The organism is Trujillonella humicola (assembly GCF_046233715.1).
Taxonomy (GTDB): Bacteria; Actinomycetota; Actinomycetes; order Mycobacteriales; family Geodermatophilaceae; genus Trujillonella; species Trujillonella humicola.
The window spans coordinates 1-23486 of sequence record NZ_JBJNRJ010000004.1; the positions used below are offsets into that span (position 1 = coordinate 1).

Below are 23486 nucleotides of genomic sequence, written 5' to 3' on the forward strand. Positions count from 1 at the left end.
CCCCCCCCCCCCCCCCCCCCCCCCCCCCCCCCCCCCCCCCCCCCCCCCCCCCCCCCCCCCCCCCCCCCCCCCCCCCCCCCCCCCCCCCCCCCCCCCGCTAGAGGGAGGCGCGGACGGCCTGGGCCCAGCCCTCGCCCATGGGGGCGCCGGTCACCGCGGCGTTGGGGACGGCGGCCAGCCGGTCGGCCATCCCGTCGACGGCGGCACCGTTCGCGGTGATCCACAACCGGCCGACCGCCGGCGCCATCTCGAGGTCGCTCACGCTGTCGCCGATCGCCACGGCGTCGGACGGGTCGAGGCCGCGCCGCTGCAGGTCCCAGGCGATCGCCAGGCCCTTGGAGATGCCGCGGGGCATGAGGTGGTAGACGCGCGGCGGCATCGCCTCCGGGGCCAGCGTCATGCGGGACGTCGAGGTGATCGACCCGTTGTCGTTGAGCGTGAGCCAGCCGAAGCCGCGGCCGGCGAGGTCGGCGTCCACCTCGAGCGGGTCGACCCGGCCGCGCAGCAGCGCGTCGGTCTGGTGCGTCGTGTGCCAGGGGTCGTGCCACTCCAGCCGGCCGGGGTGCCGCGCGATGAGGTCCTCCACGACGCCGGCCTCGGCCATCACGTCCATCGGCGTCCGGCCGTCGTGCTCTGCGGGCAGGTCGCCGGTCAGCCGGTGGGTGGCGCGACCGCCGTCCCAGCTCACGACCGAGCCGAGCTCGGCGACGGCGCCGTCGGCGGCGAAGATCCGCGCGGCCTCGACCACCTGCTCGAAGGTGCGCCCGCTGACCAGGACCAGCGCGACCCCGGCGCGGTGCAGGTCCAGCAGCGCGGCCGCCGGGTCGGCGGTGAGGTCCCGGCCGGACGTGTGCCAGAAGGAGCCGCGCGGGCCCACCATCGTGCCGTCGAGGTCGGTGTAGACGATGCGCGTGGCCACCCGCGCAGTCTGGCCGTGCACGGGCAACGCGACCCCGCCGGGTAGGGTGACGGGCGTTCCACTCATCCAGAGGGGCAGAGGGACACGGCCCGACGAAGCCCCGGCAACCGCCGTCCGCGCGTCCGCGTGGCGGCAGGTGCCAATTCCGTCCCGCGCGGCTCGACGGCCCGACGCGGGGAAGATGAGGAGGTAGTCGTCGCATGACCCTGACCGCTCCCGGTTCTGTGCAGGCCGACCCGTCCGCCGGTGGCCCGGTCCCCCCGTGTCCGGCGCGGGGCCTGGTCTGCCGCAACTGCGGCGCCACCTTCGGGCTGATCGCCGAGCACGCCTGCGCCCAGTGCTTCGGCCCGCTGGAGGTCGACTACGACCCCGAGCTGATGCGGGCGGTGACCCGGCAGCAGATCGAGGCCGGCCCGCAGAACATCTGGCGCTACGCCGCGCTGCTGCCCGTGGGCCAGGACCCGGCCGACCGGGTCTCGCTCGACCCCGGCATGACCCCGCTGGTGCGTGCCGACCGGCTCGCCGCGGAGCTGGGCCTCACCGGCGGCCTGTGGGTCAAGGACGACTCGGCGAACCCCACGCACTCGTTCAAGGACCGCGTGGTGAGCCTGGCGGCCACCGCCGCCAAGGGGCTGGGCTACGCGAAGATCGCGGCGGCCTCCACCGGCAACCTGGCCAACTCGGTCGCCGCGCACGCCGCCCGCGTCGGGCTGCCGTCCTACGTCTTCATCCCGGCCGACCTCGAGCCGGGCAAGGTCGTGCAGTCGGCCGTCTACGGCCAGACGCTGGTCGCCGTCGACGGCTCCTACGACGACGTCAACCGGCTCACCAGCGAGCTCGCCGAGACCGACGAGTTCGAGGACACCGCCTTCGTCAACCAGAACGTCCGGCCCTACTACGCCGAGGGCTCGAAGACGATGGGCTACGAGATCGCCGAGCAGCTCGGCTGGCGCATCCCGGCGCAGGTCGTCATCCCGATGGCGTCGGGGTCGCTGCTGACCAAGGTGGACAAGGCCTTCCGCGAGCTCGCCGCCGCCGGCATCGTCGAGGACTCGGACTGGACGGTCTTCGGCGCCCAGTCGGCCGGCTGCGACCCGATCGCCACCGCGTTCGACAACGGCTGGGACGTGGTCAAGCCGGTCAAGCCGACCGGCATCGCGAAGTCGCTGAACATCGGTAACCCCGCCGACGGTCCGTACGCGCTCGACGCCATCCGCCGCACCGGTGGCTCGGTCGGACGGGTCGGCGACGACGAGATCGTGCAGGGCATCCGCGACCTGGCCCGCACCACCGGGGTGTTCGCCGAGACCGCGGGCGGGGTGACCGTCGCCGTCCTGAGGCAACTGGTCGCCGACGGCCGGCTGGACCCGGCGAAGGAGACCGTCGTCCTCAACACCGGCGAGGGGCTCAAGACCCTCGACCCGCTCGAGCCGGTCGTCGGTCCCACGCATCGGGTCGAGCCGTCGCTGCGGTCGGTCCGGTCGGCGGGCCTCATCGCCTGAAGGGCTGCTCCGTCGCCCGACCGGGTGGCGGAACGAGGTCGTCCGTCACGATGCGCTGACGTCGCGTGCCGGACCGATGTGTCCGATCTCTCTTTGTTGTAGCTTCTCGCGCGGTTCGAGTTCCACGCACGTGTCCGACGGGCGGAAGAGCGAGTAACCCGGGTCCCGGCATCCACGGGAACCGTCCGCACGCACGAACGTGGGAGCACACGTGGCACAGGGCACCGTGAAGTGGTTCAACGCCGAGAAGGGCTTCGGCTTCATCGCCGTCGACGGCGGCCAGGACGTCTTCGTCCACTACTCGGCCATCCAGATGGACGGCTACAAGAGCCTCGACGAGGGCCAGCGGGTCACCTTCGAGGTAGTCCAGGGCGAGAAGGGCCCGCAGGCCGACGGCGTCCGCGTCGCCTGATCCCTCTGCGGAGGCCCGGTCCCCGTTCGCGGGGGCCGGGCCTCTGGCGTGTCGGGGTGGGGCTCCCGCGGCCCGCTCTGCGGGCGGTTTCCCCACGATGCGGGCGCGATCCGGCCCGGACCGTGCCGAAGCAGCCCGCAGAGTGCCGGCCGGGAACAGCGGCTGCACGGCCCCCGTTCTTGCACTCGGCAGGTGCGAGTGCCAGACTTCGGGTTGGCACTCGACAGTGCCGAGTGCCAATCAGGTCGGAACGGTGAGGCACTGGAGCGCGGGCCGACGGAGCGCCCGCCGCGCTGGTGTCGTCCGTCGCGGGCGCCGAACCCGGCCGTGCAGCGATCCATGCATGGAGGACATCACCACATGGCCAAGATGATCGCCTTCGAGGAAGAGGCGCGCCGCGGCCTCGAGCGGGGCATGAACACCCTCGCCGACGCCGTCAAGGTGACGCTCGGCCCCAAGGGCCGCAACGTCGTCCTCGAGAAGAAGTGGGGCGCCCCCACGATCACCAACGACGGTGTGAGCATCGCCAAGGAGATCGAGCTCGAGGACCCCTGGGAGAAGATCGGCGCCGAGCTGGTCAAGGAGGTCGCCAAGAAGACCGACGACGTCGCGGGTGACGGCACCACCACCGCCACCGTGCTCGCCCAGGCGCTCGTCCGCGAGGGTCTGCGCAACGTCGCCGCCGGCGCCAACCCGATGGCCCTCAAGAAGGGCATCGAGAAGGCCGTCGCCTCGGTCACCGAGTACCTCCTCTCGACCGCCAAGGACGTCGAGACCAAGGAGCAGATCGCCGCCACCGCGTCGATCTCCGCCGCCGACCCGGCCATCGGCGAGCTCATCGCCGAGGCGATGGACAAGGTCGGCAAGGAAGGCGTCATCACCGTCGAGGAGAGCAACACCTTCGGCCTCGAGCTCGAGCTCACCGAGGGCATGCGCTTCGACAAGGGCTACATCTCGCCCTACTTCGTGACCGACACCGAGCGCATGGAGGCCGTCCTCGACGACCCGTACGTGCTCGTCGTCAACTCGAAGATCAGCTCGGTCAAGGACCTGCTCCCGCTGCTGGAGAAGGTCATGCAGTCGGGCAAGCCGCTGGCCATCATCGCCGAGGACGTCGAGGGCGAGGCCCTGGCGACCCTGGTGGTCAACAAGATCCGCGGGACCTTCAAGTCCGTCGCGGTGAAGGCCCCCGGCTTCGGTGACCGCCGCAAGGCCATGCTGGCCGACATCGCCATCCTCACCGGTGGCCAGGTCATCAGCGAGGAGGTCGGCCTCAAGCTCGAGAACGCCGGCGTGGACCTCCTGGGCCACGCCCGCAAGGTCGTCGTCACCAAGGACGAGACGACGATCGTCGAGGGCGCCGGGGACAGCGACCAGATCGCCGGCCGGGTGAACCAGATCCGCGCCGAGATCGAGAAGTCGGACTCCGACTACGACCGCGAGAAGCTGCAGGAGCGCCTGGCCAAGCTGGCCGGTGGCGTCGCCGTCATCAAGGCCGGCGCCGCGACCGAGGTCGAGCTCAAGGAGCGCAAGCACCGCATCGAGGACGCGGTGCGCAACGCCAAGGCCGCCGTCGAGGAGGGCATCGTCGCCGGTGGTGGCGTCGCCCTGGCGCAGGCCACCGCGGTCGCGTTCGAGAAGCTCGAGCTCGAGGGCGACGAGGCGACCGGTGCCAACATCGTGCGCGTCGCGCTCGAGGCGCCGCTGAAGCAGATCGCCATCAACGCCGGCCTCGAGGGTGGCGTCGTGGCGGAGAAGGTCCGCAACTCCGACACCGGGCACGGCCTCAACGCCGCCACCGGCGAGTACGTGGACCTGGTCGGCGCCGGCATCATCGACCCGGCCAAGGTCACCCGCTCGGCGCTGCAGAACGCCGCCTCCATCGCGGCGCTCTTCCTCACCACCGAGGCCGTCATCGCCGACAAGCCGGAGAAGGCCGCCCCGGCCATGCCCGGTGGCGACGGCGGCATGGGCGGCATGGACTTCTGAGTCCCGCCTAAGTGCTGCCCTCGGTGGCACCAGCACGTCCCGGCAGGGGCGGTCCGCTTCGGCGGGCCGCCCCTGTCGGCTGTCTGGACCCCGACGGGCTGCCGGAGCGATGTCGCGGGACCGGCCATCCTGCGCGCCGTCGTGGCCGTCCGCGGGACAACGCTCGCGTTCCCCGGGCCGTCGGCGAGTCACTCGGGTGGGGTGGACAGCGGCACCCGCCCCTGGAGGCCGAGGCCTCGTGCCCCGGTCGGGGCGCCCGACGACACGAGTCGTCCGGCTCATGTCGACGCGGCGTGACCGGGCGACAGGACGTGAAACGGGCCGAGGGCCCTCGCCTGGCTGGCCTGTTCGGCTTTTAGTGCTGATGTAGGGGCACATTGTCCGACCCCCTCGGTATGCTCACACAGAGCGACCGAGGGGGTCGGTCTCTGTCACGGGGGTGTTCTTGGCGGATCACACGGTTGCGTGCGCTCGCGACGGCCACGCCGAGTTCCGCGTGGTGAAGAAGGGCCAGCGCGCTGGGGCGCAGCGGTTTGCCTGCGTCGCGCCGGACGGCAGCACCCACATGTTCGCCGTTCCGCTGGACGAGCCGGCCTCGCGTGACCGGCGGCGCAAGCACACCGTCAACTGCCCGACGCCGAGCCACGCCGACAGCCGGGTGCGCTACAAGGGCAAGCGCATCAGCGCCAAGGGGCTGTGGCACCGGTACGTCTGCGTACGGCCGAACGGCTCACAGCACGGGTTCAGCCTGCTCGTTTCGGCGTCCGGCTCGGTTGTCCCGTCGGTGGTTCCACCGCCGGCGTGCCCGGAGCACAAGGGCAGCTCGGTGGTCCGCAACGGGAGCTTCGGCAAGGGGGCCAAGCGCCGGCAGCGGTACCGCTGCGTGCCGGACGACCCCAAGCTGACGCACTACTTCACGCCGCCGCTGTCACGGGAGACGGTGGACCTGGGTGAGGACGCCTGCGCGACCTGCGACGAGCTGCTGTCGCCGCACCGCGGCCCGCTGACCGCCGCGCGGCACACGCCGTGGACGCTGAAGACGATCGTGCAGGCGCTCAACGACCTGTCCCTGGGCGCGAGCTACGCGAGCGTGTCGGTGGCGATGCGCGCCAGCCGCGACGCGGTCGCGGAGCACCTGGCGAACGCGCACGGCATCCAGCTGGCTGCGCCGGCGGGTAGCCCGGAGACCCGGTCCGGCTCGTGGACCCGCCGAGAGGGGCAGACGGCCTGGCACCTGGCCGCCGACCTGGTCGAGCAGTACGCGCCGTTGCTGTTCGGTGAGGTGAGCCAGCGGCTGGTCGCCCGCGAGCAGCGGCTGCGCGCCGCGAACGATGAGAAGCTGGCCGCCGACCCCGACGCGCCGCTCGCCGAGCCGCTGGTCTACATGCTCGACGAGCTGCCGGTGTCCTTCCGTCGCCGCACCCAGGGCGGCCGGTTGCAGCAGAGCTCGTGGAGCCTGCTGGTGGTCGTGGAGGTGCGCTGGCGGCCCGCGCCCGACCCGATGTCCTGGCCGCGCCGGGAGGCGCGGCTGCGGCTGGTACGCGCGTACCCCCGTGCCAATGCCGACGCGTGGAGGCTGGTGCTGGCCGAGCTGCCGGTGCGGCCGGACTTCATCGTCGCCGACTGCGCCGACGCCATCACCAACGCGGTCACGCAGCACTACGGGGCCAACGCCGTCGGGCTCATCCCGAGCCTGTTCCACGTCCACCGCAACATCCGGGCCGCGCTGATGCAGTTGGCCGGCACCACGGCCACCGTGGGCGACCGCAAGTCGCTGGTCGGCCCGCTGGCCAAGCACCTGGATCTGCTCACCCGCGACGAGCTGCTCGGCTTCGATGCTGACCGGTGGAAGGTCTGGTGGGACGAGCTGGTGGACCTCGTCGCGCAGCTGCCAGCTCCGACCTCCGGGGTGGTCGCGCAGCGCGGGGAGTACGAGGGCCGCATCGCGGCGGCGCTGCCGCTGCTGCGCAGCCACCCGCACCTGCCCGCGTCGAACGCGGCCGTGGAGATCCAGCACCGCAAGGCGTTGGAGCCGTTCCTTCTCAACCGCCGGCACCTGTACCGCAACCTGGCCCGCACGAACTTCCTGTGCGACCTTGCGGTCTGCCGCAGCCAGGGCGCGTTCACCGACCTGGACGCGGTCGCCAAGAAGATCCGCAAGGCCAACGAGGCCGCCCGCGGCTGGGCGCCCGCGCCCCGTCAGCTGGCCGACACGCAGCCACGGGTGCTCACCGCCGCCGGCAAGCCGGTCGCCACCTACTCGTCGCTGCTCAACCCGCTGCTGGTGGCCGCGCTGGCCAAGCAGCGGCTCGCGGGCACGGCGACCCCGCAGCCGTCCGGGAGCGTGCCGACACCGAGGTCGCCGTCTGGCAGCACGCCGTCGAAGAAGCTGACCGGAGGCGCGTCGTGAGGCTCACTGAGGCGCAGCACGACGCCTTCCGGCTGCTCACCCGGCGGCCGTTCCTCGTGCTCGACACCGAGTACACGCCCGATCCCGACGGCGACGGCAACCGGATCATCTCCATCGCCGTCGTCCCGGTCGTCAGCGGCCGCCGGGAGGCCCGCCGCGAGCTGTACCGGGAGATGGACCCCGGCGTGCCCATCCACCCGCGCACGACCGCCGTGCACGGATTCACCGACGCCGATGTGGCCGGCAAGCGCGGCTTCGCCTGGTACGCGCCGGCCATCCTCGCCGCGCTGTCCGAGCCGGACGCTGTCGTCGTCGGGCACACCAGCGCCGACGTGCGCGCGCTGCTGTCGGAGATGGAGCGCCTCGGCGGTGCGACCGCCGAGGGCGTCGCCCTTCCCGAGCGGCCGTTCATCGACACCAGCACGCTGCCCCGCCTGCTGCGCTACCCCGGTGTGAGCAACCGCGGCCCGGTCAGTCTGAGCGCGCTGTGCCAGCTGACCGGCGTCGCCAACGCCAAGCCGCACGACGCCCGCCACGACGCCCGCGCGGCCGCCGACGCGCTGCTCGAGCTGCTCGCGCACACCGCCCGCGAGGGCACCTACCTCACGCTCGAGGACCTGCTCCGCGACCACGACCAGGGCACCACCCGCGATCCACGCGGCCCGGCCTACATCCGCTCGTCCCGGCCGACCGACCCGGTGCTGCCGGCCGAACACCTGGCCCGCCACGGCAGCCCGCTGACCCACGCCGCCGACGGTGCCGAGCTGGCCGCCTGGGTGGAGCTGGCCGTCGAGTGCGCGACGCTGCGCTGCCCCTACCTGCGCGACGAGGCCCGGGTCGCCGCCGAGGCCAACGGCGTCGCCCTGCTCGACCCGCTCATCGACGCGCTGCCCGGCCTCACCCAGCCCGGCCAGGCCGGCACGCTCCTCGGGGCCGTGCAGGAGTTCCTCGCGCCGCCCGCCGGTACGCCGACCCTGGCCCACACGCGGGCGCTGCGCTGGTGGGCGAAGGTCCGGCCGCAGATCCAGGCCAGCCCGGCCTGCGCCGACCGGGACGGCTGCCCGCACTGCCGCGAGTTCGAGCCGTGCCCGCGCGACACCCTCTACCAGCCGGTCGCCCGCATCGCCACGCTCGGCGAGCGGGGCACGCTGGACCGGACCGCCATCCACGACCGCCTGTTCGGGCAGCGGCCCGACCGCCGCATCAACAAGTGGCCGGCCAGGCACCCCGAGGTCGCCGCCTACATGGCCTGGCTGGTCATCGCGTGGGAGGAGGAGCAGGGCAGCGCCGCCCCGGCCGCCGAGCACCTGGCCGCGGCGATGGACAAGGACCTGCACCTGGTCGAGCCGCGGCTCGCGCTGATGGCCTGCGAGTTCTTCGCCTCCACCGGCGACCTCGACGGTGCGGAGGCCGTCGCCGAGGCCGTCCTCGCCGGTCGCACCACAGACGAGGGGTACACCGACCTGGCCACCTGGCTGACCTGGAACCGGCAGGCGCTCGCCGCCGCCACCCGCAAGGCCGCCCCGCGCGTCATCAGCAACGAACGGCTCGCCCGGCCCGAGGGGCGGGTCAACCCCAACCCGTACTCACTCGCGTAGACCCCGACCGCGGCCGCGCCCCCGCGGCAGCTTGGCAGCCGCCGGGCCGACCGGCCACGATGAACGCATGTTCGCGCTCCCGGCCGTCTTCGCCGCGCTCCCTGGCCTGCGGCGGTGCGGCTGCTGCGGCGGCGTGTTCCCCCAGGGACGGGTGCGGCCCCTGGCCGCAACCCCCGGCGCGGCCATCTGCCGCGACTGTGCCCGGGCGGCCGCCGCGCACCCTGGGGGAAGACGACGGTGAGACCGGAGGTTGCCCCAAGCGTGGACGTCAAGGTGCTGTTCTTCGACGGGTGCCCGAACTGGGAGGTGGCCGACGCGCGGCTGCGGGAGGCGCTGAAGCAGGCCGGCCGCAGTGACGTGCGCGTGGAGCACCACCGGGTCACCACCCCGGAGGAGGCCGAGGCCGTCCGGTTCCGGGGCTCACCCACGATCCTGGTGAACGGGCAAGACCCGTTCGCCGACCCCGACGCGCCCGTCGGCCTGTCCTGTCGGGTCTACCGGACCGACGCGGGGCTGGCCGGCGCGCCGACCGTCGAGCAGCTGCTCACCGTCCTGCGATGAGGCTGCCCGGCCGCCGCCGGCCGCAAGACCCGACCGACACGCGGTCCTGCCGCTGCTGCGGCCGGAACCTTCCCGCCACAGCCGTCACCGAACTCGGCAGCACCCCCGGGGTCTACATCTGCCGCCGCTGCGCCCTGTGGGCCGCGGCCCGCATCGGCCGCCGGTAGAGGGCCGCTCTCCCCGGCACACGCCCGCTCGCCGCCCCTGAACGCCGCGCCTCGGCGCGCCTGCCGCGGCCGTCGCCCCCGCGCTCCTACCGTGCCTACACAGAGCCGGTCCCCGCCTCGCCGGTAGGCGAGGCGGGGACCAGTGTTGTCACGAGGCACCGATGTGCCCCAAGCGCCCGCACTAAAAGCCGAACAGGCCTGGCTGGCGAGGGCCCTCGGTGTGTTCGGTTCGGCGATCCGGGAGCAGGTCCTCCCGGCACCGTGACGGTCAGCGCACCCGCTGGATGCTCGTCACGATGCGGCCGCCGGAGGTGGAAACCACCTCGATCTGGTTGTTCGCGGTGGGCGAGACGTTGGTGTTTCGCTGGTTGAAGCTCCACGCTCCGTCCGCGCCGACCGCCGCCGTACCGATCAGCTGACCCCGGCTGGTCCCGTTCCAGACGTACAGGGTCACCGAGTTGGCGGTGGTGTCCAGAGCGCTGCCCTGGACCCGCCACTCCGTACGGTTCGCCCGGAACTCGGCTCGGGAGACGGTCACGACGTCGTTCGGCGTCACCGTCGCAGCGACTCCGAGCCCGTTGATGCTTTCGGGGCCGACCAGCGAGCCGGACTTCGCGAAGACCACGACGGTGTAGGCGATGCCATTGCGGAGCCCTCCGATGGTCCCCGTGGTGACCGCACCCACCGAGGTCGTCACGGCCGGCTGGCCGTCGGAGGGGGTGGCCACGAGGTCGTAGCCGGTCACCGGGCTGGCGTCGTTCCCCGGGGTCGCCGCCAGCCACTCGACCGCGATGGACTCGTGGCCGGACGCCGTGCGGGTCACCCGTGCGGCCCCCGGCGCGACGGCGGTCGGCGTGGTCACCTCGGCGGTGGCCGCAGCCGGCGTGCGCGTGTCGCCCTGGATGGCGGTGACCGCCGCGGTGTATGTGGCGCCTGCGGTCAGCCCGGTGAAGGTCGCCGTGGTGTCGGTGACTGTCTGATGCTCAGAGGGGGCACCCGGTCCGGTCAGGCTCACCTCGTAGGAGGTGGCGCCGGCCGCGGCCGTCCAGGTGACGACGACCGAGTCGACCGTCGGAGCCGTGGCGGCCACGTTGGTCGGGGCAGTGTCGGTCGGCGGGGTGACGACGCCGCCGCCCCCGCCGGTGCTCCCTGTGGTGCCGGCGGTTCCCGGCGTGGCGGAGCCGACCGAGACAGGGTCGCTCCACTGACCGTTGTCGGCTTCGATCTCGATCGGGTACTCCTGGCCCACGTTGAGTCCCTGGAGCGTGGCCGTCGTGGCCGTGCCGTCGACCTCGATGCTGACCTCCTGCTGCGGGGTGACGGAGGTGTCGATCGCCGAGACGCGGTAGCCGATGAGGTCGTTGGCGTCGGTCGGCTGGGTCGGCGGCAGCCAGTCCACCTTGATGTCACCGTTGCCGTCGAAGGTGGTCAGCGCCGCCTGGCTGGGAGCGACCGGGTCCTGGTTGCCGGGACCGGGCGGGCACTCGCCGAAGCCCGGGCCGTTGGTCTCGCCGGCCTCGTAGAGCGACAGGCCGGACTGCAGCTCCACGTTCGGGTCGGGAGAGTCGGCCATCCAGCTGAGGCCGACGTGCTCGCCGGCCATGGCGAGGTCGCGGTCGGCCTCGGTCTGCAGACCGAAGTACGCGACGAAGGTGCCGTCGGGGTTGAAGGAGCCGTCGGTGCGGTAGGTGGTGGGTGCCTCGGCGGGGTCGACCGGACCGGGGTTCCAGCCGATGGCGCGCTCCCCGACGGTGCTGCCGGCCTCGCGCATCGCCGGGTTGACGATCTCGACGCCGAACCGGCTCGGGTTGAGGAACTTCTTCGGGTCGCTGAGGGTGGTCTCGCCGGCGGGCTGGAGCTGCGTGGGGTCGTAGGTCCCGGCGATCTTCAGCCAGTAGTGGCCGTCCTCGAAGCCGTTGACGCTCTCGTTGGGCGACTCGAACGTCGCCGTCACGACCTCGCCCTCCGGGGTGGTGATCTTCGGGATGGTGACCGAGCTGGTCACCGCGCCCTCGACGATCTCCGAGCCGCTGAAGCGGGCCTCGATCAGGTCGCCCCCTCGGATGTCCGGCGTGACGATGCTCCAGCAGGAGCCACCCGGGTGGTTGAACTCAAGAAAGCCGGTGGCGTCGATGACACCGGTACCGGTGCCGATGACGGTGTTCCCGCGGGTCACCGTGACGGTGGCTGTCTGCCCCGCCTGGTCGACGTAGCCCTCCAGCGCCACCATGTCCCGGGCGGCGAAGATCTCGATGTTGCCGGCCGTGGGCGGGTTACCGGCGTGCGCCGACGTGGCGGCGAACGTGAAGAGACCGCCGGTGGCGGTGGCCGCGGCGAGACCGCCGGCGATGAGCCGGCGAGATTTCTTGTTCCTCCGGGGCTTCCCCGGCACGAGGCGGGTTGCAGCCTCGCCGTCGGGCCGGTGCCGCCCGTGGGCGTTGCGTCCTGTGTGGGTCATGGCTTTGTCTCCGCAGTCGAGCCCTCTCGATGCCCCCGGTCGGTTGACGAAGGCGTGGCTGGACAGTCGTCCAGGGCAGGCGTCCGAGGCAGCCGAGCGCGGGGGGAGCCGCGGCCCCCCAATCGAGGGGTGCGTCCCCGGCGGCGACTCGGGGTAGGCGACCGCCGTGGCGGTGGTCATCGGGACATCGGGGTGGCAGTACCGCGACTGGCGCGGGCGCCTCTACCCGCCCCGGCTGCCCCAACGGCTGTGGCTGGAGCACCACGCCGCCCTGTTCGCGACGGTGGAGAGCAACGCGGCGTTCTACCGGCTCCCCGAGCACCACACCTTCGAGGCGTGGCGGCAGCGCACGCCCGCCGACTACCGCTGGGCGGTGAAGGCCAGCCGGTTCCTCACCCACGTCAAGCGGCTGCGCGACCCGGCCGAGCCGGTGGCCCGGCTGCTCGAGCGGGCGGCCGGTCTGGGTGAACGGCTGGACGCCGTCCTGCTCCAGCTGCCCCCGACGCTCCGGGCGGACGCCGGCCTGCTCCAGGAGTGCCTGGCCTGCTTCCCGCCGTCGGTCCGGGTGGCGGTCGAGCCGCGGCACGACAGCTGGTGGACCGACGAGGTGCGCGCCCTCCTCGAGCGCTACGGCGCGGCGCTGTGCTGGGCCGACCGCGCCGAGCAGCCGGTGACCCCGCTGTGGCGCACCTCCGGCTGGGGCTACCTGCGGCTGCACACCGGCGCGGAGGGGTGGGGGTACCCGCCCGAGGTCCTGCAGGCGTGGGCCGACCGGCTCGCCGCCGCCTACGCCGAGGACGACGACGTGCTCGTCTACTTCAACAACGACCCCGGCGGGAACGCGGTGACCGACGCGGTCCTCGTCGCCGAGGCGGTCCGCCGTGCCGGCCGGACGCCGACCCGCGTGCCCTCACCGGCCCAGGCGACCGGAGCGGCCTGGACCGGCGAGGAGCGGCTGCCGGTTCAGCCGCGGGAGCTGCCGCGGCCGCCGTGACCGGAGCCGGAGCCGCCGTGGCCGGAGCCGGAGCCGGAGCCCGACGAGTCCTCGTCGGAGTCGTCCAGGTCGGAGGGGGAGTCGTGGCCGGAGTCGTCGGACTCGTCGGCGTCGTCGGACGGCGACGCCGACGTGGGACCGGAGGTGGGGCCGCCGGTCGGGCCGGCGGTCGGGCCGTCGTCCTCGGCGTGGTCGCGCCCCGAGTTCCCGCTGCCCGGGCCGCTGGTGCCGCTGCCGGAGCCGCTGTTCTGGCTGCCCGGCCCGGAGTTGCCCGTCCGCACCGCAGGGGTGCCGGTGGCGCTCGGGCTTCCGGTGGCCGGGCCGGCGGTGGTCGGAGCGCCAGCGGACGGGCTGCTCGCGGTCGGGGTGCCGGGAGCAGGCGGGGAGTGGCGGTCCTCGTCGGAGTCGTCGAGGTCGCCCGGGCTGTCGGCACCCGAGTCGTCGGTCTCGTCGGCACCGTCGTCGTCGGCACCGGCGTCGTCGGCACCGTCGGAGGACGAGCGGCGCGCGTCGTCACCGGAGTCGGGCAGGTCGACCGACGACACCGTCTCGACGGCCCCCGCGACGCCGTCCTGGATCGGGCCGGGGAGCACCCCGGTGACGCCGGCGCCGGCCACGCCGGCGAGAGCGATGCCCGCCCCGCACGCGACCTGGGCGACGGTCGAGGCGGAGGCGACCTTGGCGGCCAGCGCGGCGAGACCGGTGATCAGCGACATGGTGCCGTCATCGGCGGGCGCGGAAGGAACTTGAACCGTGAAGGACCTTGGTCCCTGCTCAGAGCGCGGCGGCGTCCTCCGAGTGGGCGACACCGAGGGCCCGCGCGGCGCGGCCCAGGACGTCCATCACCACCTGGGTGTCGGCCAGCGGCATCGTGGCGCTCTCGGTCCGGCCGGCGCGCAGGCACTCGGTGACCTCGACCAGCTGGTGCGCGTAGCCACGGCCGGTCTGCGGCCGGGTGATGGTCTCCGGCTCGGCGCCGGTCCGCGCCAGGACGATCGTCTCCGGGTGATGGAACCGCGGCAGGACGTCGATCCACCCCTCCGTCCCCATGACCCGGGCGGCACCGGGCGTGGGGTGGCGCAGCGAGGTCGTCAGCGTGGCCGACCGCCCGCCGGCGAACCCCAGCAGCAGCGCGGCCTCGGCGTCGACGCCGGTGGGGAAGGTGGACCCGGTGACGTCCACGGTGCCGGGCGTGCCCAGCAGCATCTGGGCGAACGACACCACGTAGACCCCCAGGTCGAGCAGCGCGCCGCCGCCGAGCTCGAGGGCGAACAACCGGTCGGCGGGGTCGTACACGCGGGCGACCCCGAGATCGGCCTGCACCGAGCGCACCTCGCCGATCGCGCCGTCGGCGACCAGGTCGCGCAGCGCGACCACCGCCGGCTGGAAGCGCGTCCACATCGCCTCCATCACGAAGACGCCGGCGGACCGTGCCGCGGCGACCACCTCGGCGGTGCCCTCCGGCGTCGCGGTGAAGGCCTTCTCGACCAGCAGCGCCTTGCCCGCCTCGACCGCCGCGAGGGCGACGGCGGCGTGCTGCGCGTGCGGGGTGGCCAGGTAGAGGACGTCGACCTCGGGGTCGGCCAGGATGTCGGCGTACGAGCCGTGGGAGCGCGGGATGCCGTGCCGGCGCGCGAAGTCCGCGCCCCGCTCGGCGGAGCGGGAGGCGACCGCGGTCACCCGGGCCCCCGCCACGTGCGCGAAGTCGGGGACCAGGCTCTCGGCGATGCGGCCCGGTCCCACGATGCCCCAGCGGATCTCGTCGCTCACCCCGACGACGCTATCCGCCGCCGGGCAGACTCCTGCCGTGGCCCTGCTGATCGACAGTCCCGTGTGGCCGTGGCGGGGACGCCGCTGGGCGCACCTGGTCAGCGACGTCTCCTACGAGGAGCTGCACGCCTTCGTCGCCGCGGAGCTGGGGATCCCGCGGCGGGCGTTCCAGGGCGACCACTACGACGTCCCCGAGGAACTGCACGGATACGCGGTGGCCGCCGGGGCCGAGCAGGTGGGCTCGCGCGAGCTGCTCAGCCGCCTGGCGGCGGCGGGGCTGCGTCGCCCGAAGCGGCGCGGGCCCGCAGCAGGCTGAGCTCGGCGGTCAGGTTGGCCCGCGCCCGCGGGGTCCAGTCGGCCGCCACGGCCGGCAGCCGGTAGAGGGTCTCCAACCCGAGCAGGCGCTCGAGGACGGCGATGCGCCCTGCGGTGAACTCCTCGTCGGACAGGTGCCCGTACTCCAGCCGCACCGCCGAGGCGTACGCGGCGTAGGCCTGCGGAGGGCTGGCCAGCACCGCGAGGTCGGCGTCGCAGAGGACGGCGCCGTTGGCGTCGTCCGGGCCGGCGTCGTGCCCGGCGGTGAGCAGCACCAGGCGCGCCACCTCCGCCACCCGGTCGCCGGGCACCAGGCCGCGCAGGCCCGCCCGCGCCCGCTCGGCGCTGACCTCCTCGTTGTCGCCGCGCTCGGGGTCGTAGACGACGTCGTGGTACCAGGCGGCCAGCCGGACGGCGGCCGGGTCGGCCGCCGCGCCCTCGAGCTCCGCGACGATCCCCAGGACGGCGGCCAGGTGGGCCAGGTCGTGGTAGCGGCGGTGCGGCTGCCCCCAGGCGTCGAGGACGGCGGCCCACTCGGTGCGGGAGGTGGCCGAGTCGCCGGCCAGCGCGGACCACGCCGCGAACCCGACGAGCTCCATCAGGCCACCCCGCAGCGGCGCAGCACCAGCAGCGCGAAGGCGCGGGCGGCGGTGACGACCTCGGCCAGCGGCACGCGCTCGCGCGGTCCGTGCGCGAGGTGCAGGTCACCGGGACCGGAGTGCAGCGTCGGCATCCCGGCGGCGGCGTACAGCCGCAGGTCCGTGCCGGCCGCCACCGCCCGCTCGGGCGCCGGCCCGGCGCCGGCGTCGGCCAGCGCGCCGCGCACCTGGTCCAGCAGCGGGGAGCCGGGGGCGAGCTCGCCGCTGGCGAAGGAGCCGCCGGTCCACTCGACGGCGACGGGGTGCGCGGCGAGCCAGGGGTGGCCGGCGCAGAACCCGGCCACCCGCTCCTCGAGAGCCCGGCGCGCGTCGGGCACCGGCTCGCCCAGCCGCACCCCGTACCGGCCCTCGGCGACCAGCAGATCGGGGACCGTGCTGGCCCAGTCGCCGGCGCGCACGGTGCCGATCGACAGGCCGAAGGGGTAGCGGGCCTCGCCGAACCGGGGGTCGGCGCCCAGCTGCCGCTGCGACTCGAAGGCCAGCAGGTCGGCGTGCACCGCGGCGAACAGCTCGACGGCGCTGACGCCGCGGTCGCGCATCGCCGCGTGCGCGGCGGCGCCGGTCACCCGCAGCCGGAACGTCAGCGCGCCGGCGGCAGCGGTGACGACCGCGCCGGCCGTGGGCTCGGGGATGACGCAGGCGTCCCCCCGGTGGCCGCGCGCCAGGGTCGCCCAGGCCCCGAGACCGCCGTCCTCCTCCCCGACGACGGCGTGCAGCGCCACGGGCCGCGCGAGCCGGACCCCCGCCGCACGGACGGCGGCCAGCGCGGCCAGCGCCGAGACCAGCCCGCCCTTCATGTCGCACGCGCCGCGGCCGTGCAGCTCACCGCCCTCGACCCGGGGCACGAACGGGTCGCCCGCCCACTGCGCTCGATCGCCGGGCGGGACGACGTCGGTGTGCCCGCAGAAGACCAGGGCCGGGTCGCCGTCCTCCACCCCGGGCAGCGTGCCCACCACCCCCCACGCCTCCTCGCGTGCCACCTCCTGGCCGGGAGCGTCGGGAGCGACGGCGGCGGCCAGGTCGATCGGCCAGCGGTCGACGTCGCACCCCAGGTCGGCCAGCCAGTCGCCGACCAGGTGCTGCACCTCCACCTCGGCGGCGGTGCCCCCGATCGACGGGACGGCGACCAGCCGGGCGAGCCGGTCGGTCACCCACGCGGCGTCGACGGCGGACAGGACGCGGGCCTCGGCGGCGGTCGGGTCGGCCACCTGCGGAGTCTGGCACGAGGTGCCCCGGCGAGGCGCAGGGCCGCGGACCGGGCCCGGGGGGCTAGCTTGCCGGGCGTGACGCAACCCCCTCCGCCGCCCGGCTGGTATCCCGACCCCGGCAGCAGCAGCATGCGCTGGTGGGACGGGCAGGGCTGGACCGAGCACCTGCAGCAGCAGGCCCCGCCGCCGCCCCCGCCGCCTCCGCCGCCTCCGACGGCCCCCGCCCCGCACCCCCAGGGCCCGCACCCCCAGGGCCCGCACTCCCGGACCGCCGCCCCGCAGGCCCCGGTGCCGCAGCAGGCGCCCGCGCAGCAGCTGCCCGGCCGCGGCCCCTCGCTGTACGACCAGCCGGTCCTGGTGGTGAACCAGAAGACCAAGCTCATCGAGCTCACCAACGAGTACGCGGTGCTCGACGCCCAGGGCCAGCAGATCGGCGCCGTCGTCCAGGTGGGGCAGAGCGGGCTCAAGAAGGCGGCGCGGTTCGTCTCCAGCCTCGACCAGTACATGACCCACCGGCTCGAGGTCCGGGACGCGACCGGCGTCGTCCTCGTGCTCACCCGGCCGGCCAAGCTGGTCAGGTCGCGGGTCGTGGTCGAGCGTCCTGACGGGTCGCCGGTCGGGGAGATCGTGCAGGCGAACGTGTTCGGCAAGATCCGCTTCGACATGGTCGCCGGCGGACAGGTCGTCGGGGCGGTGCAGGGGGAGAACTGGCGGGCGTGGAACTTCGCCGTCCTCGACGGGGCCGGCACCGAGATCGCGCGGATCACCAAGAACTGGGAGGGCCTGGCCCGCACCCTGTTCACGACCGCCGACAAGTACGTCGTCCAGGTGCACTACAAGCTGCCCGAGCCGCTGGCCAGCATGGTCATCGCCTCGGCGCTCACCGTGGACACCGCGCTCAAGCAGGACGCCCGCGGATTCGGCTGAGCGGGTGTCGCGGCCTGCCCGGCGGGGTAGCCTCGGAGGTGTCCGGACCGGGCGATCTGTGTCCCCGGGTGCCAATTGGATACCGCCTTCGCGGACTACCGCCCCGACCTCGGTCGGGGGCCTGGAGCCGCGTCGTGCTTCTCGCCGCGAGGCGACCAGCGCCCGGTCCGGACCTCGACGCACCGAGCCCCCGGTCCCGCACGGGACCGGGGGCTCGCGCGCGTCGGTCAGGAGGTCAGTACCGCTCCTCCGTGGTGGTCCGGTGGGCCGGGGGCCCTCCCGGGGCGTCGGTCGGCAGGGCGCGGCGGGATCGCGGGCCCCAGACCAGGAGCTCGAGCACGATGCCGAGCGCGCCGACGGCCATGAGGATCCAGCCGACCACCCGCAGGTCGAGGCCGTCGACGTCGACCTCCACGGCGAAGGTCAGGATGGCGCCGAGGGCGAGGAGCACGCTCGCCGTTCCGAGCCGCATGAGGATCTCCCTCCACTGTGGCCGGGGACCCGCCGGGGACGTCCCCGGGGGTGCGCCGGACCGCGGCAGGCGCCGCGCCCGGTCCATGACCCCCCGCCGGGGCGCGCACGCGCGCGCCGGCCGAGGTTCACCCGAAGGGGGCGTGCCCGGAGCTCCCCGGGACGCCTCGGCCGCCTGCGGTGTGGGATCGACGGTCCCGGGCAGGACCCAGCCATGTCACGAGCGTCCCGGACCCTGCTGACCCTGCCCGCCGCCCTCCTGCTCCTGGCCGCCTGCGGGGGCGACGACGACCCCGGCGGCGGTGACGGCGGCTCCGCGACGGAGGCCCCGGGCCCGTCGAGCCCGTCGGACGTGCCCACGAGCCAGCCCACGGCGGGCGGCGGCCAGTCGGACGGCGCTCCGGCGGGCAGCGACGCCGCGGCGGACCTCGAGTTCGACGACCAGTCCGGCGACGGGGCCGGCGCGGTCGTCTCCCGGGTCAGCGCGCCGCAGGGCGGGTTCGTCGTCGTCACGGTGGACGACGACGACCGGCCCGACGACGGCACGGTCCTGGGGTGGACGGCCGTCGACCCCGGCGTCAGCACCGACGTGGTGGTGCCGCTGGGCCCCCGGCTGGACCGCGACACCGACCTGCAGGCCACCCTGCACGCCGACACCGACGGCGACGGCCGGTTCGACCCGGCCGTCGACCAGCCCGTGCCCGAGCCCGACGACGATGACGACGACGTTGACGACGACGACGTCGTGGACGACGACGCGGACTACCGCCTGGCCTGACCGCGCGGCCGGGGCACCGGAGCGCCCGCTCCGGTGCCCCGGACCTCAGAGCATCGTGCGCAGGCGCTCCCGCCGGGCCCGGAGGACGTCGACCGATGCCGACGCCGACGGCGGACCGGGGACCTGCTGGCGCAGCTGCGTGTGCACCACCGCGTGCGGCGTCGAGGTCTTCGCCGACACGCGGCTGACCAGCCGGTTGATCTCCCGGCGGAGCTCGGCGGCGTCGCGCCAGGAGCGGCCGGCGTCGTCCTCGTCGGGGTGGTCCTCGACGATCATGAAGTCGCCGTCATCCACGCGGGAGCTCTGCGCGACGCGCAGCCGCAGCTCGTCGTCCCGCTTGGCGAGCAGCTCCGCCGTCTGCGCCGGGGTGAGCAGCCCGGGGATGCCGAGGAAGTCGTCGTCCTCGGGGGCCAGCACCACGGCCCCGGAGCCCTCGCCGGTGTGCGCCGTCCCGCTGTGCAGCACGTGGGCGAAGCGGGCGTCGGCCTCCAGCGCCTCCCACTGCTTCATCTCGCCCTCGCGCGGCTCCCGCGGCGGCAGGTCCAGCGCCTCGAGCTCCTCGTCGGGCTGGGTGCGCGGCGGCGGCATGACGTGGTTGCGCTGCTCCTCCATGGAGGCGGCCAGCGACAGCAGCGGCCGCACCGCCGGGAGGAACACCGTCGCCGACTCGTGCGGCGCCCGGGCCCGGACCACGCGGCCCACGGCCTGGGCGAAGAAGAGCGGCGTCCGGTAGGAGGTCATCCAGGCCAGGACGGCGGCCCGGGGGACGTCGACGCCCTCGGAGATCATGCGGACGCAGACGGCGATGCGGGCCGACCCGGTGGAGAAGCGCTCGATCTTCTTCGACGCCTTCGGGTCGTCGGAGAGGATCAGCTCCGGGGCCTTGCCGGTGACCCGCCGGACGATCCTGGCGTAGGCGCGGGCGTCGTCCTGGTCGCTGGCGAGGATCAGGCCGGCGGCGTCGGGCATGCCCCCCTCCTCGCGCAGGTGGGTGATCCGGTCGTCCATCGCGGCGATGACGTGCGGCACCCACTGGCCCTTGGGGTCCAGCGCGGTGCGCCAGGCCTGCATCTCCACGGACCTGGTGCCGGCCTCGGACAGCGACGCGGCGACGACCTCGCCGGCGGAGTTCCGCCAGCGGGAGGTGCCGGTGTAGGCGGCGAAGACGACCGGGCGGACGACGCTGTCGACCAGCGCCTCCTTGTACCCGTAGGTGTAGTCGGCACGGCTGACCAGGCCGCCCGCCTCGCCCTCGAAGGTGTCCTCCTCGTAGCGCACGAAGGGGATGCGCTCGTCGGGCTTGGTGCGGAACGGCGTCCCCGTCAGGCACAGCCGGCGCGCGGCCATGCCGTAGGCCTCCTCGATCGCCTCGCCCCAGGAGAGGCCGTCACCGGCGTGGTGGACCTCGTCGAGGATGACCAGCGACTTCACCGCGGTGGCCCGAGCGGCGTGCAGCATCGGCTTGCCGGCCACCTGCGCGTACGTGGTCACGTAGCCCTGGGTGCCGGCGCGGACCGGGCCGACCGCGTTGGTGAGGTTCGGGTCGAGCACGATGCCCACCGCGTCGGCGGCCTCGGCCCACTGCAGGCGCAGGTGGTCGGTCGGCGCGACGACGACGACCCGGGCCACCTCGCGGCGGGCGAGCAGCCGGGCCGCCAGCGTCAGGGCGAAGGTGGTCTTCCCGGCCCCGGGCGTCGCGGTGACGAGGAAGTCCTTGGGGGACTGCTCCTCGTACCTCTCGAGCGCGGCCTGCTGCCACGCCCGGAGCGGTCGGCCGGTCCTCTGCGGGGCGACCGCCTCCGCACGTGCTGCACTCCCCATGTCGGGGTCCATCCTGCCGTCCGTGGCCGGGACACGCCCAACCACCCGCCTCCCGCGCGCCCGGCCGGATCCGGCGTATGGGCGGCGCGGACGGCGTCCTGACCAGGGCGTTCACGGTCCGGGTGGCGGCGGGTGTGGCCAGCGTCATGCTGCGCGCGGACCGGTCCGTCCCGCCCCGCCGGTCCCGCCGTCCCCAGCCGTCCCCGCGGGGCGGTCAGGAGTCCTGGCCGACCACCCGGAGGTCGGGGCGGGTGTCGATCTCGGATCGGGGATCGGGGATCGACGGCAGCCCGGCGGCGCGGCGCAGCCGGGTCTCGGTGACGTCGAGGGCGCGGGCCAGTGGCCCGGCGAGACCCTCGGAGATGAAGCTGCGGCCGCGGCGGCTCAGCAGCTCCACGACCTGGGGCGGGATGATCCAGCGTGAGTTCCGGGACGCCTCCTCGGAGCTGCGGTCCAGCTCCCACAGACGGCGCCGCACGAGGTCCGACAGATCGGCCATCGGTCCAGGCTACGACCGCACGGGCGTTCCGGCATCCGGGACGGCCGCTCACCAGCGAGGACGCCCGTGGGCGCGCCCCCTCGGAGCGTCAGCAGCCCAGGGATGTGCAGTCCTCCACGTCATGCCGTGGACATGAGGTGGAGGACTGCACAGTGACAGCGACCGGGGAGGGCCCGGCTCAGTCGGCGGGCTCGTCCACCCAGTCGGGACCGTTGACCTCGCCGGGGCCGGCCAGGTCGTCGGCGTCGACGATCGTGTAGGCGTAGCCCTGCTCGGCGAGGAAGCGCTGCCGGTGGGCGGCGTACTCGCTGTCGAGGGTGTCGCGGCTGACCACCGTGTAGAAGTGGGCCTGCCGGCCGTCGGCCTTGGGGCGCAGCACCCGCCCGAGCCGCTGGGCCTCCTCCTGGCGGGAGCCGAACGTCCCCGACACCTGGACGGCGACCGCGGCCTCGGGCAGGTCGATGGAGAAGTTGGCGACCTTGGAGACGACCAGCGTCTTGATCTCGCCGGTGCGGAACGCGTCGAACAGGCGCTCCCGCTCCTTGTTGGTCGTCGAGCCCTGGATGACCGGGGCGTCGAGCGCCCGGCCGAGCTCCTCGAGCTGGTCGAGGTAGGCGCCGATGACCAGCTTCTGCTCGTCGGGGTGCCGGTCGAGCACCCGGCGGATCACCGGCAGCTTCGACGACGCGGTCGCCGCGATCCGGTACCGCTCCTCGGGCTCGGCGACGGCGTAGGTCATGCGCTCCTCGTCGTCGAGGCTGACCCGCACCTCGATGCACTCGGCCGGCGCGATGTAGCCCTGCGCCTCGATGTCCCGCCACGGGGCGTCGTACCGCTTGGGGCCGATGAGCGAGAAGACGTCGTCCTCCCGGCCGTCCTCACGCACCAGGGTGGCCGTGAGGCCGAGCCGGCGACGGGACTGCAGGTCGGCCGTCAGCCGGAAGATCGGCGCGGGCAGCAGGTGCACCTCGTCGTAGACGATCAGGCCCCAGTCCTGCGCGTCGAACAGGTCCAGGTGCCGGTACTCGCCCTTCCGGCGGGTGGTGATGACCTGGTAGGTCGCGATGGTGACCGGGCGGATCTCCTTGCGCTCGCCCGAGTACTCGCCGATCTCCTCCTCGGTGAGCGAGGTGCGGGCGATGAGCTCGCGCTTCCACTGCCGCCCGGCGACGGTGTTGGTCACCAGGATCAGCGTGGTCGCCTTGGCCTCGGCCATCGCCGCGGCGCCGACGAGCGTCTTGCCCGCGCCGCAGGGGAGGACGACGACGCCGGAGCCGCCGGCCCAGAAGCCCTCGACCGCCTCGGCCTGGTAGTCGCGCAGCTGCCAGCCGGACTGGTCCAGCTCGATGGGGTGCGCCTGGCCGTCGACGTAGCCGGCGAGGTCCTCGGCCGGCCAGCCGACCTTGAGCAGCGCCTGCTTGAGCCGGCCGCGCTCGGAGGGGTGGACGACGACCGTGTCAGTGTCGATCCGCGCACCGATCATGGGCGCCACCCGCTTCGAGCGGATGACCTCCTCGAGGACCGCGCGGTCCGACGAGGCCAGCACCAGCCCGTGCACCGGGTTGTTCACCAGCGTCAGCCGGCCGAAGCGGTCCATCGTGTCGGCCACGTCGACCAGCAGCGCGTGCGGCACCGGGTAGCGCGAGTAGCGCACCAGTGCGTCGACCACCTGCTCGGCGTCGTGGCCGGCGGCCCGGGCGTTCCACAGCGCGAGCGGGGTGACCCGGTAGGTGTGCACGTGCTCCGGCGAGCGCTCCAGCTCGGCGAACGGCGCGATCGCCGCGCGGCACTCCTTGGCCAGGGGGTGGTCGACCTCCAGCAGCAGCGTCTTGTCCGACTGGACGATCAGGGGGCCGTCACTCACGGGCGCGTCTCACTCCAGGGGTGGCGTACGGAGGGCGTGTGCGAGGCGCGCGGGAGGGCGCCGGGCTCCCCAAGGTAACGCCGCCGCGCGACCGGACCTTCCACGAGATCTGCACACTCGACGGCATCAGCGGCTGATGGTGACGACTGTGCAGATCTCGTCGA

The 23486-nt window shown here is 74.2% G+C and carries 20 protein-coding genes and 1 riboswitch; of the genes, 10 read left to right on the plus strand and 10 right to left on the minus strand.

Features of this window, described 5'->3' with window-relative positions; translation table 11 throughout:
* Positions 1-97: 97 nt before the first annotated feature.
* The gene (locus tag ACK586_RS03290) at positions 98-919 is read right to left on the minus strand and encodes an HAD hydrolase family protein (protein WP_409329021.1); all 822 of its coding nucleotides are present in this window, start codon (positions 917-919) and stop codon (positions 98-100) included.
* 59 nt (positions 920-978) lie between these two features.
* Positions 979-1107, plus strand: a riboswitch (SAM riboswitch).
* 12 nt (positions 1108-1119) lie between these two features.
* Between ACK586_RS03290 and thrC the strand changes: the two genes are divergently transcribed.
* The 6 genes from thrC to ACK586_RS03320 all read left to right on the plus strand — a co-directional run bounded on the left by thrC (position 1120) and on the right by ACK586_RS03320 (position 9391).
* Complete coding sequence (gene thrC / locus ACK586_RS03295) at positions 1120-2421, plus strand: threonine synthase (RefSeq protein ID WP_409329022.1); 1302 nt, start codon at positions 1120-1122, stop codon at positions 2419-2421.
* 211 nt (positions 2422-2632) lie between these two features.
* Positions 2633-2833: a cold-shock protein gene (locus ACK586_RS03300; RefSeq protein ID WP_089405184.1), complete on the plus strand. Its 201-nt coding sequence runs from the start codon at positions 2633-2635 to the stop codon at positions 2831-2833.
* A 360-nt stretch (positions 2834-3193) separates the two neighbouring features.
* Complete coding sequence (groL, locus tag ACK586_RS03305; protein ID WP_409329023.1) at positions 3194-4822, plus strand: chaperonin GroEL; 1629 nt, start codon at positions 3194-3196, stop codon at positions 4820-4822.
* A 565-nt stretch (positions 4823-5387) separates the two neighbouring features.
* Complete coding sequence (locus ACK586_RS03310) at positions 5388-7232, plus strand: hypothetical protein (protein ID WP_409329024.1); 1845 nt, start codon at positions 5388-5390, stop codon at positions 7230-7232.
* Entirely contained in the window at positions 7229-8830 is a 1602-nt protein-coding gene (locus ACK586_RS03315) for a 3'-5' exonuclease (RefSeq protein WP_409329025.1), read from the plus strand. Before ACK586_RS03310 ends, ACK586_RS03315 begins: the two co-directional genes overlap by 4 nt.
* Positions 8831-9091: 261 nt before the next feature.
* Positions 9092-9391: a DF family (seleno)protein gene (locus ACK586_RS03320; protein WP_409329026.1), complete on the plus strand. Its 300-nt coding sequence runs from the start codon at positions 9092-9094 to the stop codon at positions 9389-9391.
* Between the two features lie 435 nt (positions 9392-9826).
* On the opposite strand, the gene ACK586_RS03325 is transcribed toward ACK586_RS03320, so the two are convergent.
* A complete protein-coding gene (locus ACK586_RS03325; RefSeq protein ID WP_409329027.1) occupies positions 9827-12016 on the minus strand; it encodes a fibronectin type III domain-containing protein in 2190 nt (729 codons plus the stop codon).
* Positions 12017-12182: 166 nt separating this feature from the next.
* Between ACK586_RS03325 and ACK586_RS03330 the strand changes: the two genes are divergently transcribed.
* Positions 12183-13010, plus strand: coding sequence for a DUF72 domain-containing protein (locus tag ACK586_RS03330; protein ID WP_409329028.1), 828 nt, complete (start codon positions 12183-12185; stop codon positions 13008-13010).
* On the opposite strand, the gene ACK586_RS03335 is transcribed toward ACK586_RS03330, so the two are convergent.
* Both ACK586_RS03335 and ACK586_RS03340 read right to left on the minus strand, forming a co-directional pair.
* The gene (locus tag ACK586_RS03335) at positions 12980-13726 is read right to left on the minus strand and encodes a hypothetical protein (protein WP_409329029.1); all 747 of its coding nucleotides are present in this window, start codon (positions 13724-13726) and stop codon (positions 12980-12982) included. The two genes, ACK586_RS03330 and ACK586_RS03335, sit on opposite strands and share 31 nt — an antisense overlap.
* Positions 13727-13784: 58 nt before the next feature.
* Positions 13785-14780: a Gfo/Idh/MocA family protein gene (locus ACK586_RS03340; protein ID WP_409329030.1), complete on the minus strand. Its 996-nt coding sequence runs from the start codon at positions 14778-14780 to the stop codon at positions 13785-13787.
* Between the two features lie 37 nt (positions 14781-14817).
* On the opposite strand from ACK586_RS03340, the gene ACK586_RS03345 reads away from it, so the two are divergent.
* Positions 14818-15096 (plus strand): DUF4031 domain-containing protein, encoded by a 279-nt coding sequence (locus ACK586_RS03345; RefSeq protein WP_409329031.1) that lies wholly within the window; start codon positions 14818-14820, stop codon positions 15094-15096.
* On the opposite strand, the gene ACK586_RS03350 is transcribed toward ACK586_RS03345, so the two are convergent.
* Together ACK586_RS03350 and ACK586_RS03355 are read right to left on the minus strand one after the other, a co-directional pair.
* A complete protein-coding gene (locus ACK586_RS03350) occupies positions 15035-15694 on the minus strand; it encodes an HD domain-containing protein (protein WP_409329032.1) in 660 nt (219 codons plus the stop codon). The genes ACK586_RS03345 and ACK586_RS03350 overlap by 62 nt on opposite strands.
* Positions 15694-16962: an ArgE/DapE family deacylase gene (locus ACK586_RS03355; protein WP_409329033.1), complete on the minus strand. Its 1269-nt coding sequence runs from the start codon at positions 16960-16962 to the stop codon at positions 15694-15696. The genes ACK586_RS03350 and ACK586_RS03355 overlap by 1 nt, the downstream gene beginning before the upstream one ends.
* Before the next feature lie 75 nt (positions 16963-17037).
* On the opposite strand from ACK586_RS03355, the gene ACK586_RS03360 reads away from it, so the two are divergent.
* Positions 17038-17889 carry an LURP-one-related/scramblase family protein gene (locus ACK586_RS03360; RefSeq protein WP_409329034.1) on the plus strand — a complete coding sequence of 284 codons (852 nt, stop codon included), beginning with the start codon at positions 17038-17040 and terminating at the stop codon, positions 17887-17889.
* Positions 17890-18124: 235 nt separating this feature from the next.
* Here ACK586_RS03360 and ACK586_RS03365 read toward each other — a convergent pair whose 3' ends face one another.
* Positions 18125-18361 carry a DUF6458 family protein gene (locus ACK586_RS03365; protein ID WP_409329035.1) on the minus strand — a complete coding sequence of 79 codons (237 nt, stop codon included), beginning with the start codon at positions 18359-18361 and terminating at the stop codon, positions 18125-18127.
* A 213-nt stretch (positions 18362-18574) separates the two neighbouring features.
* Between ACK586_RS03365 and ACK586_RS03370 the strand changes: the two genes are divergently transcribed.
* On the plus strand, positions 18575-19138 hold the full coding sequence (locus ACK586_RS03370) for a DUF7282 domain-containing protein (RefSeq protein ID WP_409329036.1): 564 nt from the start codon (positions 18575-18577) through the stop codon (positions 19136-19138).
* Between the two features lie 45 nt (positions 19139-19183).
* Here ACK586_RS03370 and ACK586_RS03375 read toward each other — a convergent pair whose 3' ends face one another.
* The 3 genes from ACK586_RS03375 to ACK586_RS03385 form a co-directional block, all read right to left on the minus strand.
* Positions 19184-20971: a DEAD/DEAH box helicase gene (locus ACK586_RS03375; RefSeq protein WP_409329037.1), complete on the minus strand. Its 1788-nt coding sequence runs from the start codon at positions 20969-20971 to the stop codon at positions 19184-19186.
* A gap of 202 nt (positions 20972-21173) precedes the next feature.
* On the minus strand, positions 21174-21458 hold the full coding sequence (locus ACK586_RS03380; protein ID WP_409329038.1) for a hypothetical protein: 285 nt from the start codon (positions 21456-21458) through the stop codon (positions 21174-21176).
* A 178-nt stretch (positions 21459-21636) separates the two neighbouring features.
* Positions 21637-23322 carry a DNA repair helicase XPB gene (locus ACK586_RS03385; RefSeq protein ID WP_409329039.1) on the minus strand — a complete coding sequence of 562 codons (1686 nt, stop codon included), beginning with the start codon at positions 23320-23322 and terminating at the stop codon, positions 21637-21639.
* Between the last annotated feature and the right edge of the window lie 164 nt (positions 23323-23486).

Bases quoted from the DNA above. Each gene is read 5' to 3' on its own strand.
- thrC (WP_409329022.1), top strand. From the start codon at position 1,120: ATGACCCTGACCGCTCCCGGTTCTGTGCAGGCCGACCCGTCCGCCGGT.
- ACK586_RS03375 (WP_409329037.1), bottom strand. From the start codon at position 20,971: ATGGACCCCGACATGGGGAGTGCAGCACGTGCGGAGGCGGTCGCCCCG.
- ACK586_RS03325 (WP_409329027.1), bottom strand. From the start codon at position 12,016: ATGACCCACACAGGACGCAACGCCCACGGGCGGCACCGGCCCGACGGC.
- ACK586_RS03365 (WP_409329035.1), bottom strand. From the start codon at position 18,361: ATGCGGCTCGGAACGGCGAGCGTGCTCCTCGCCCTCGGCGCCATCCTG.
- ACK586_RS03335 (WP_409329029.1), bottom strand. From the start codon at position 13,726: ATGTCGCTGATCACCGGTCTCGCCGCGCTGGCCGCCAAGGTCGCCTCC.
- ACK586_RS03370 (WP_409329036.1), top strand. From the start codon at position 18,575: ATGTCACGAGCGTCCCGGACCCTGCTGACCCTGCCCGCCGCCCTCCTG.
- ACK586_RS03380 (WP_409329038.1), bottom strand. From the start codon at position 21,458: ATGGCCGATCTGTCGGACCTCGTGCGGCGCCGTCTGTGGGAGCTGGAC.
- ACK586_RS03310 (WP_409329024.1), top strand. From the start codon at position 5,388: ATGTTCGCCGTTCCGCTGGACGAGCCGGCCTCGCGTGACCGGCGGCGC.
- ACK586_RS03350 (WP_409329032.1), bottom strand. From the start codon at position 15,694: ATGGAGCTCGTCGGGTTCGCGGCGTGGTCCGCGCTGGCCGGCGACTCG.
- groL (WP_409329023.1), top strand. From the start codon at position 3,194: ATGGCCAAGATGATCGCCTTCGAGGAAGAGGCGCGCCGCGGCCTCGAG.